Origin of the sequence: Rhodopirellula sp. UBA1907 (genome assembly GCF_002337565.1) — a bacterium.
GTDB classification, from domain to species: domain Bacteria; phylum Planctomycetota; class Planctomycetia; order Pirellulales; family Pirellulaceae; genus Rhodopirellula; species Rhodopirellula europaea.
In genome coordinates this window covers 10,830-20,955 of the sequence record NZ_DDGH01000083.1, presented here as the reverse complement: position 1 = coordinate 20,955, position 10,126 = coordinate 10,830, and the positions used below count along the sequence as shown (strand labels likewise).

Genomic DNA, 10,126 nt, shown 5'->3' with positions numbered 1-10,126 from the left:
GGCTGTGGATCGGCTTGCGAACCAGCTTGCGGTTGCGAAATCGCTTCCTGCGAACCTACCTGCTGCGACAGCGGATGTGACAGCGGTTGCTGCAGCATCGGCAAAGGCGGCTTGCTGAAGAAACTCTTCGGTAACCTCGGTTGCAAGAAGAGCAGCTGCTGTGACATGGGCTGCGACGCAGCTCCTTGTGACACCGGATGCGGATGTGGATCGACCTACGCCGCTCCTACCGCAGCACCAGTTGTTGCTCCTCAAGCAGCTCCAATGCCACCAGCACCGATCGTAGATCCAAGTGCAAGCATTTCCCGTAATCGTCGCGTCATTCAGGCCAGTGCCAGCTACGTTCGCTGAGTGAACTTGTTCACTTGATGAAAGTAGACCACTGCGTCAAACAGACGTGACTCCAAAACGCCTCGGCGAAGGGTAACCTTCTCCGAGGCGTTTTTTGTGCGCCCGCGGTGAGGCGGAGACCGGCTCGCTAGCGATCTGATCCATTGGTTCGCTGGACGTCGCGTCGAGAAACGATGGGGGCCCAGCCAAATCCAACTCTCGCGACGGCTAAGATCACGCCCCGCGAATGACCGCATAGATGCTGATCTGCATCCGCGAAAGTTTGTCGATGAATTTCTCGACCAGATCAATTGGATCGATGTCCTTCATGTCAGTCGACTCAATTGCCAAGCAATCGGGTTTGGTTTCGGTCCCTTCCACCGGGTCCAAGCAGATCCATTGATCGTCCACTTTGGCCACGACCCACGCGTGGTAAACAAAGCGGTTCCCGTCGGGCAAACGTGCTCGCGTTTGAAACGGCAACGCCAGGTCTTTTGTGGGTGATATGTGGTCGGCAGCTTGATGCCGAATGCCCAATATCATCCGGGACGGGATGCCAGCGGAACGCAACAAAGCCATCAACAGAATGGACTGCTCGGTGCTGTCGGCAGTCGACGAGTCCGCGATTTGGCTGGCGGGCCGCATGCCCTGCGAAAGCGGTCGAAAGGACAGCAGCGAGTGAACCGTTCGGTTCATTTCCATCGCCCGCTCGGCGGTGGTGAAGTCGGGGCTGTTGGCCGTCGCCTTTGCAATCCGACGGACCGTGGCGGATCGATAGTCGACCAAGGATGTCGCTGCCACATCGGCCGGTGTGTCTTCTCCGCCAAATTGATCAAAGCGATCGCGAAGCTTGGATTGAGGAACGGGAACGCGAGACACGATCAGCTTTTGTTCGACACCGTCACCGCCGCGTTGAAGGTATTGGCGTGGTGCCAACGCGATTCGGCTGTTGTCGTCGTCATCGGGTGTGTCCGACTCCGGTTCGGTTGCTTCCTCTTCTTCGTCTGATGTGACCGATTCGGGGGCGGGCGGTTTGGCCCACAAGATTTTGTATCCGACTTGTCGGAGATCACCCGCTAGCAAGCTGGATTCTGTTTCCAGCGGTTTACCCTGCACCTGAAGTGCGATCGGGTAGTCCTGGTTGAGGAACTCTTTTCCAAGCAGTTTGTACTGGGACTCTTTGCAGCCGTACGAAAATCGTTGTTCGTTCGACACGTGATAGAGCTGGACCTGGCCCTGATCGTCAAACCAATAAACACTTTCTCGTTGACGTTTGGGGTCGAGGGATAGCAAACAAGATGCTTCTTGAAGCACGACTTCTTGGAAGCCTTGCGGAGTCAACACCGACGGCGACGCGAGTGAGTTGTGTTGCAGTCGAAGCGTTGCAACTTCGCCCATGATCGGAAGCAACACGTTGGCTTCGCGGGTCTCGCCTTCCTTCAGCGGTTTTCGGCGCAGTGTTTGGTAAACGTGCAGGGGGCCACCGAGTGGCGAGTTGATACGCAGCGTCTTTTTCTGCGTCGTCACCAATCGATCGTCAACAAACTGCACTTCGCTCGCGGTGATTTCGATGGTCCGGTGCGATTCAATCGGACCTCGCCGGAACGTGCAGTCGACTTTCTTTAGATCGCCGTTGGCATCATGCCAAAACGTCTGCTGGTTGGATTCGAGGATTTGCAGCATGCCTCGATAAGTCAAACCTTGTTCTTCCAGTTCAACCTTGATCTGGTTGTCCACTGTTCGAGTGGATTTGGCATGGATGCCGCCCAGGATGGTTGAACGAAGACTGTGAATTTGCCACGTCTCCCACTCATCGGCGAGTCGATTCGCGATCCCGCCGGCGGAAGCTTGCGAGGCAGGTTTGCCGGACACCGTTCCCATCGCGGCCGATGGTGATTGGCCTGGTGTGAGGATCTCCGGCATTCCGGATTGCCGCATCGCATCGGCGGCTGAGCTCGGTCGCGCCGTGTTGCTGGCTTGAGACGCGTAAGAGGACGACGCGTCGGAGTGCCAAGGGGCTGGTTTTTCAAACGATTCGATGTCGTATCTGTCTGGCAAATCGCAACCCAGCGGGATTGCTAGCGCGACTAGGCAGAGCGTTCTCAGCGACTTTCGAACCCGATGTTTCTTAACATCCGATTTCACGGCATTGGACACACACCGGAAGGCCGATGAATGGCCTGCGCCCGAGAAAATGCGTCGTCGACGGGGCAAAGTCCGTCGGAATGCTGTTCGATCCATCATGACCAGCCGCTTGAATGCGTTTCAAAGAAGCGTTTTTCTGAAAATGGCGGCGATTGAGCACCGCTGACACCCCAATGTCGACTCCCTGGCTTTTGTGTCAACCGCTTTCGGTGGGTTCTGTTCGTGTGTTGGCCAATTGGTGGCATGTTGAGCGGGATGTTTGTGCCGGTTGTAACGATGAAGATTCTTGGGAGGCCGGCACAAAACGCATTCAGCGAGTTTTGAGCGGTTCTGGATGAGTTGTGGAGTCTTCGTCGAGGTGTGACCTAGCTTTGTGTGTTCACCAGTCGCAGCGGTGAGCCGGCTCAGGCAATCTTTTCACCCTGACGTCGACACTACGAACGCGTAGAAAATTACCAACCAATGGGCTTTCTCAAACGCATCCTTCGTCCGACGACACAGGACGACGCGATTCCGACATCCGCGCCAGGCAGCTTTGAACGTCTCTCCGACGAAGAGTTGCAAGTTCACATGGGGATAAAAACCTATGGGATGTTTGAATTGACTGACGCCATCCGACCTTCCTACGACGTGCAGATTTCGCCACGTCAGGGATTCCGATACGACAAATACGTCGACGAATCCAATGGATCCACCACGCCGGTGATCATGGCCGCCGCATCCAAGCCGATTTTGATGGATGTGTTCCTGGACCTGATTGATCAATTGGGCAGTGTTGTCGATGTCGTCTTGGAAACCAGCCATCACAGTTCTTCGCAACACGAAGATCTGTACCGGGAACACATCGACGTCCCGGTGCTGAAAAGCATTCTGATGGAATTCGAGGACGTGCTGCTGAACGATGGCTGCACCGGAATTGCCATCATCAACACGGCCAAGCAACAGGAAGTCCAATTAGACGAACACAAACTGTTGATCGCCTACGGAACACCACTGGATGGATTTCGTCAAACGTTGATCAATTCCGACGTCTACCCAGACGACTCAATCAAGTTTGTCACCGAAGCCGAACACGTGCACAGCAGCAGCGAACGCTTGTACGACAAGTTCCAACAATTCAAAACCCGCTTGGGTGTTGAAGATGAACACGAGCCCGAATGCGGTGCTTGGTGATCGATCGGACTCACTGATTCCATTTCAGTGAGTTGTCATCGATCCCATTGCGATCACAAGCGTGCCAGCGACTGACTCCGGAATTGCGCGGTAGTTCGTTTCAATTCCGGCTTCGGCCAGCTTGTCGCGGATGCTTTGCGTGAACGCGTGCTGATGAATCAGCACGCTGCCGGTGCCTGCCAACGAGCACGGTTGAGTGGGCATGTCCAGTCGATCGATCAGTGTCTTGACCATCTCCGCCAGATCCGTCGATGCTTGATCGATGATCTGCGTCGCAACCGGATCGCCCGAACCAGCCACATCAAAGACGAGTGGCGCGAGCGAGGCGATCATGATTCGGTTGTTGGGCTCTGCATGAAGGATCGGAATCAATTCGCTGGCCGATGTGATTCCATGATGCTCCAGCAAGCGTTCGTGCAGTTGTGTGCTTGGTCCGCGTCCATCGTCGGCGCGAACTGCCACTCGTAGAGCCGCGAGTGAAATCTGGTAGCCACTGCCCTCATCGCCAAGCAGGCTTCCCCAGCCGCCGCATCGCGACCTGTCACCATTTGCATTCTGACCCAGTGCCAGCGAACCGGTGCCCGCGATCAGTGCGATTCCGATCCCGTCTGACGAGGCGGCATATAGCACTGGCAATGCATCATCGATGACCGTTAATTTGCTGGTCAGTTGACATTGGTCGGCCCAAGACCGGATGCGTTGTTGTTCGACCTCTCGACCGGCACCCGCGAGTGCCAAGCAAGCACTCGCGACAGTGACTCGGGAAAGTTCCGCATCCGCGAAGGCTCGCTCGACCGCCCGATTCAAATGATCCAACGCCGTCTCGAAGCCAACGCCGCGAACATTGGACGATCCCGAGCGTCCTCGACCGATGATTTTCATCGTGTTTGAGAGATCGCTTTTGGCGGTGAAGTTGCATCTCGCCAACCAAGCGACCGTCTTGGTGCCGCCCCCGTCGATTCCCAAAATCAGTCCGTGTGACGCATTCATTTGGAAGGTGTTGCGAGCAAGCGACTGAGGTGTCCGTCGACGTCGATCAACATTTGACGCGCGGTCTGCGGCGAAACCTCTTTCATGTGAACGACGATCGCGGTCTTCACTTCGCCGTCGCATTGTTGCAGCAATTGTTCGGCTTGATCCGTTGGAATCCCAACGATCTCAGACAACATCTGTCGTGACCTGGCGACCAACTTTTCATTGGTTGCACGGACGTCGACCATGCGATTGCCGAACGTCTTACCGATCCGAATCATGGCACCGGTCGTCAGCATGTTCAGCACCATCTTGGTCGCCGTGCCCGCTTTCAACCGAGTCGATCCGCTGACGACTTCCGGACCCACAACCGGTGCGATCATGATCTTGGAAAGCGGTCGCAATTGGCAGTTCGGATTGCAACTCAACCCCACCGTGACAGCGCCAACGGACCGGGCGTATTTCAAACCGCCGATGACGTAGGGCGTTCGCCCGCTGGTGGCGATCCCCACCAACACGTCGTTGCTGGATAAGTTGATCTCAGCCAAATCACGTTCGGCATATTCCGGATGGTCTTCGGCACCTTCGATCGCACGAGTCAGAGCCTCGGGGCCTCCCGCGATCACACCGACGACCATTTCGGGTGGGGTTCGAAACGTCGGTGGGCACTCACTGGCGTCGAGCACTCCCAAGCGACCGGACGTGCCGGCACCCAGATAAATCAATCTCCCGTTGGATCGGAATTTGTCCGCGATCGCATCCACCGCCTCCGCGATCTGCTCGGCTTGCGTGTTCACTGCCTCAGCGACCAAGGCATCTTGTGAATTGATGAGCTGAACGATCTGCAACGCGGACAAAGAATCGATCTGGGCAGAGGCCGGGTTGCTGGCTTCCGTGGTCAATTGATTCAACTGGTTCAGCATGGTGAATGTTTTCGCATGAGTGTTTCCCTGACCGCAACAAACCTTGTTACAACGAAATACCTCGTCACAACAAAATACAGTAAGGTAGCCGCACGGGTGAGGCGGGGCGGATTCACTTTGACCGATGGACTTCAGCAAACGAGATTCGACACTTGGCTATCAGTTCCTTTGACCTCGCCGTCCTGGTCATCTACATGCTCGCGATGGTTGCCTTTGGTCTTTGGGTTGGCCGAGACCAAAAGGATTTGGCGGGCTACTTGCTGGGGGGACGCGACATGCCGTGGTGGTCGATCCTGGGATCGATCGTCGCGACAGAAACCAGCACCGCGACATTCTTGAGCGTGCCCGGAATTGCATTCGCAGTCGATGGCGACATGCGTTTTTTGCAATTGGGACTGGGGCTGGTCATCGGCCGTTTGGTCGTTGCGGTGGTGTTGGTGCCTCTGTTTCGCCGCGGCGAAATTTTTTCGGCCTATGAGATTCTGAACACGCGATTTGGTGGTGCCAGCAAGCGTTTCGCATCGTTGCTCTTCTTGGTCACTCGAAACTTGGGCGATGGATTGCGTCTATTCCTGGCTGGCATCGCGTTGGAAAAGGTCCTCAGCGTTGACCTGGTTAGCTGCATCGTGATCCTGGGTGTCTTCACGATCATTTACACGTTCTTTGGCGGGATCAAAGCCGTGATCTGGAGCGACTGCATTCAGTTGGTCGTTTACATGGTCGGCGGCGTGCTGTCGTTGATGATTCTCGTCAGATACTTCCCGGGTGGTTGGCAACAACTCGTTGAGTTTGGTCAGGAGACCGGGCGTTTCCATGTCTTTGACTTTCGCGTTCGATCAACCGAGACATTCAGTGTGCTGACCGAACCTTTCACGTTCTGGTCGGGAGTCATCGGCGGAGCGGTGTTGACGCTGGGGACTCACGGGACTGATCAAATGATTGTCCAACGTTACTTGGCGGCACGCAGCACAGCGGATGCGCAGCGAGCCGTGGTTGCCAGCGGCGTGGTGGTCTTGATCCAGTTCGCATTGTTCCTGTTGCTGGGTGTTGCGTTGGCATGTTTCTATTCGCAAATCCATCCGCGAGCGTTTGAACACAATGACGAAGTTTTCGCGGCATTCATCGTCGATTACCTGCCAGTTGGTTTGGTCGGCCTTACGTTAGCCGCCGTGTTCGCAGCCGCCATGTCGACGTTGTCTAGTTCGTTGAATTCATCCGCTTCGGCAGCCGTCTCGGATTTCTACCAACCTTGGCTGCTCGCTCGCCGCAACGGATTGACGGACAAGGAAGCTGAAGAGAAGAGTTCCGACGACGAAATGTCTGGCAACCTGCTCGGTGTCAGTCGCAAGCTGACCATCGCCTTTGGTTTGATCCAGATCGCGATTGGGATCGGTGCGAGCTATCTTTCCAGCAGTGTCATCAGCGATGCACTCGCTATCGCCGGCTTCACGGCCGGGATTTTACTGGGCGTTTTCCTGCTTGGGATTCTGACCAATTCCGCTCACCAACGTGGTGCGCTGATTGGAATGGTCTCGGGCATGATTGTGCTCACGGCGATCAAGTTTGGAACGTCCGTCGCTTGGCCATGGCTGGCGATCATCGGCTCCGTCACCACCTTCACGGCGGGCTACCTCGCTAGTCGCTTGGTCTCGGCTGGGCAACGAGCGAACAACTGATGTCCCTTCCTCGACGAATGAATCTGAAACACCAACCACTCATGTCTTCTTTCAAAACAATCATGCCCTCTCCATTCGCCGCGATTTGTCTGCTTGCGATCACGCTTTCTGCCTCCCAACCCAATGTCGCCACCGCGCAAGTTCTGGCCGGAATCGATGTGTTGCAACGAGATGATTTTTCGAGCCTTGCTGGACAAAAGGTCGGACTGATCACGAACCATACGGGCACGAATCTGACCGGAGCATCGACGGTTCAATTGCTGCACGATTCAACGGACGTGGACTTGTTCGCTTTGTTCAGTCCCGAACATGGTTTTGTCGGGCAATTGGATCAAGCCAACATCGACGACCAACAGGACTCATTGACCGGATTGAAGGTCCACAGTCTGTACGGCAAGACTCGTGTTCCGACGGCGGAGATGCTGGAAGGCATCGACACGCTGGTCTTTGATATTCAAGACATTGGCGTTCGCTTCTACACCTACATCTCGACGATGGGTGGCGCGATGAAGGCGGCGGCCGAAAATGATGTTCGGTTTGTTGTTTTGGATCGGCCCAATCCGATCAACGGGACGGAGGTGCAAGGTCCAGTCACCGATGCGGGCAGCGAATCGTTCATCGCTTACCATCGCATTCCCGTCCGGCACGGAATGACGATTGGTGAGCTGGCCAAGATGTTCCAAGCGGAATGGGAACTCGATCTGGATCTGCAAGTCATTCCGATGGAGGGCTGGGAAGGCCGTCCGGGGTTTGATCAAACCGGACGCATGTGGATCAACCCATCACCGAACATGCGAAGTCTCAATGCGGCCTACTTGTATCCGGCGATCGGGTTGTGGGAGACGACCAATCTGTCCGTGGGCCGCGGCACGGACACGCCTTTCGAACACTTCGGTGCTCCCTGGATCGACGCGTTGGAATTGGCTCGTGAACTGAACGCCCAGGGATTGAGCGGGGTGAGATTCGTTCCAATTGAGTTCACGCCGGTCGCCAGCAAATTTGCCAATGAAAAGTGTGGCGGGGTGAACGTGGTCCTGACTCAGCGGGCTGAGTTTGATCCATTGCGAACGGCGCTAACCATTGCCGTGACGTTGAGGAAACTTGCCCCCGACGACTGGAATACGAAGTCACTGAACCGTTTGCTGGTCAGCCAGAAAACAGCGGAGGGAATCCTTGGCGGTCAATCGGTGGATCAGTTGCAGGCGGCCTACGAAGAAGAGTTGGAAGAGTTTCAAGCTCGCCGAGCGAAGTACCTGATGTACCGCTGATATCCTCCGAAATGATCCATGCCCGAATGACTTCATCAGATGATTCGAAGCTGTCGGCGAGTCTGCTCACGCGGTTGTTGACCCCGCGAAACTTGGCGGTGTTCGTCTTTCTCGTCCTGCCGCTATCACTGATTTTTTTGGTGCTGGCTTGGTGGTTCGCACGCCAGAACGCGGCGGCTCAGGAACTGGCCGATCGCAAGAATGATTTGCTTGCCAGCGGTTTGCCAATTGATGCGGAGTCCTTGTTGGAATACCGCAGGGAGCGGATTGATTCATCACGTAGCCGGGAATGGCAACGCATCCTCGATGAGATCGAATCGGACGCTTTTCAGGAGTCTGGGGAAGACGTTCCGATCATTGGCCTGGCATATGAAGAAGAACCAGAGGAGTACGTCTATGGGCAACCCTATTCGAACCATCTGGTTGCAAGGAACTACCTAAATGAATGGTCAGGGCTTCTGCAGCGAATTCATTTGATCACTGAGGGCAGTCGTGGCGTGTGGACGTCAATGAATGCGGATGACTTCTTTCCTCGTATTGGGCCGCCAAGAGATGTCAGTCGACTGTTGCGTTTGGAGTTGGAAGACGCACTTCGTCGCGATGACTTTTCGCATGCGGGGCACTGTGTGTTGGCCCTGATCGGAAATTCACGGGCGTTGGAAGAGGAGCCGATGGCGGTTTCGCAGTTGGTTAGTGTGGCAATGCTCGAGGTCGCTCTGGATGCCATCAAGACCGCGGTGCAAATCGATTGCTTTGACGATGAGCAGTGGCGAGCTGTCTTGAAGCAACTCGAGGGACTTGAGGAGATTGAACCTCGCTATCGACGGTTTCTGATTGGCGAACGTGCTTGGGCGCTGCCATTGTTTGAGGACCCGGAAGAACTAGGAGGAGACGCCATTGAGTTCCAGCTGCCTGGTGGGCACTCCATCGATGCCTTGGAGACACTGGCCATGTATGACAAATTGGAACGCGTTCCAACTGACGATCTGACCACCTTTTTCGAGGAGATCGAGAGCCTCGAAACTTCGGTGCAAGCTTCTTTTCAATCCAGGAGTTGGTTGCAGAAACTGGATAGTCAGGTGACCGAGAAGACAATGCCGAGTGTCGTTTTAATTGGTCAGGCGTTCATCCGATCCCCCATGCAAGTGCGTCTCGCCAAAACAGCCATCCTGGCTCGATTGTTTCAGCACAAAGAAGGCCGCTGGCCAAACACCATTCAGGAGATCCACGACGCTGCCCCAAACTTGCTGAATGCGCGCGGAGACAACGGTCACCTCGCAATCGGAAACCTCACGCCCCTGGGAGATCGGCCATTCGGGCTGAAGGTCAATCCGGATGAATTGGTGCTCTGGGGATTTGAGCCAGTCGCATCCGCCTCGGCGACGCCCGAGGAGCCTCCCACCGAACAAGACTTCATCGAAGGCGATTGGGAGTATGAGCTAGTGCGGACGGGATCCTACCTGCAGCGCTGGCTCTGGATCCTCCCAACAGACGGTCTCGCGGAATCAAATTGATGTGAGTTCCGTCAACTGACCCGCTTCGAGGTCGTGCCGTTTAACTTCACCCTCCCTTTGGGAGGGTCGGGCCGCTTCGGGCCGGGGAGGGTTACACGCTGGATCCAATGCTGAGCCCTCCCCTC

The 10,126-nt window shown here is 55.6% G+C and carries 7 protein-coding genes; 4 read left to right on the top strand and 3 right to left on the bottom strand.

Translation table 11 applies throughout. From position 1 onward, the window contains the following. Positions 1–564: 564 nt before the first annotated feature. Complete coding sequence (locus B2R17_RS17545; protein ID WP_339887161.1) at positions 565–2,574, bottom strand: transglutaminase family protein; 2,010 nt, start codon at positions 2,572–2,574, stop codon at positions 565–567. A gap of 363 nt (positions 2,575–2,937) precedes the next feature. On the opposite strand from B2R17_RS17545, the gene B2R17_RS17540 reads away from it, so the two are divergent. Continuing rightward, the gene (locus B2R17_RS17540) at positions 2,938–3,648 is read left to right on the top strand and encodes a hypothetical protein (RefSeq protein ID WP_007326821.1); all 711 of its coding nucleotides are present in this window, start codon (positions 2,938–2,940) and stop codon (positions 3,646–3,648) included. 24 nt (positions 3,649–3,672) lie between these two features. Here the strand turns inward: B2R17_RS17540 and B2R17_RS17535 are convergent, their stop codons facing one another. Next, positions 3,673–4,638, bottom strand: a complete 966-nt coding sequence (locus tag B2R17_RS17535) for an N-acetylglucosamine kinase (RefSeq protein ID WP_008663913.1) — start codon at positions 4,636–4,638, stop codon at positions 3,673–3,675. Continuing rightward, the gene (gene murQ, locus B2R17_RS17530) at positions 4,635–5,543 is read right to left on the bottom strand and encodes an N-acetylmuramic acid 6-phosphate etherase (RefSeq protein ID WP_008663915.1); all 909 of its coding nucleotides are present in this window, start codon (positions 5,541–5,543) and stop codon (positions 4,635–4,637) included. Before murQ ends, B2R17_RS17535 begins: the two co-directional genes overlap by 4 nt. 152 nt (positions 5,544–5,695) lie before the next feature. Here murQ and B2R17_RS17525 point away from each other — a divergent pair, with 152 nt between their 5' ends. From B2R17_RS17525 to B2R17_RS17515, 3 genes are read left to right on the top strand one after another with little or no spacing between them, the layout of a single operon-like run. Further along, the gene (locus B2R17_RS17525) at positions 5,696–7,219 is read left to right on the top strand and encodes a sodium:solute symporter (protein WP_286765000.1); all 1,524 of its coding nucleotides are present in this window, start codon (positions 5,696–5,698) and stop codon (positions 7,217–7,219) included. A gap of 41 nt (positions 7,220–7,260) precedes the next feature. Continuing rightward, positions 7,261–8,487, top strand: a complete 1,227-nt coding sequence (locus tag B2R17_RS17520; RefSeq protein WP_037249836.1) for an exo-beta-N-acetylmuramidase NamZ family protein — start codon at positions 7,261–7,263, stop codon at positions 8,485–8,487. 26 nt (positions 8,488–8,513) lie between these two features. Next, a complete protein-coding gene (locus B2R17_RS17515; protein WP_286764999.1) occupies positions 8,514–10,001 on the top strand; it encodes a hypothetical protein in 1,488 nt (495 codons plus the stop codon). Positions 10,002–10,126 lie beyond the last annotated feature (125 nt).

Coding starts and splice junctions, on each gene's coding strand:
- B2R17_RS17515 (WP_286764999.1), top strand. CDS start 8,514: ATGACTTCATCAGATGATTCGAAGCTGTCGGCGAGTCTGCTCACGCGG.
- B2R17_RS17545 (WP_339887161.1), bottom strand. CDS start 2,574: ATGATGGATCGAACAGCATTCCGACGGACTTTGCCCCGTCGACGACGC.
- murQ (WP_008663915.1), bottom strand. CDS start 5,543: ATGCTGAACCAGTTGAATCAATTGACCACGGAAGCCAGCAACCCGGCC.
- B2R17_RS17535 (WP_008663913.1), bottom strand. CDS start 4,638: ATGAATGCGTCACACGGACTGATTTTGGGAATCGACGGGGGCGGCACC.
- B2R17_RS17520 (WP_037249836.1), top strand. CDS start 7,261: ATGTCTTCTTTCAAAACAATCATGCCCTCTCCATTCGCCGCGATTTGT.
- B2R17_RS17540 (WP_007326821.1), top strand. CDS start 2,938: ATGGGCTTTCTCAAACGCATCCTTCGTCCGACGACACAGGACGACGCG.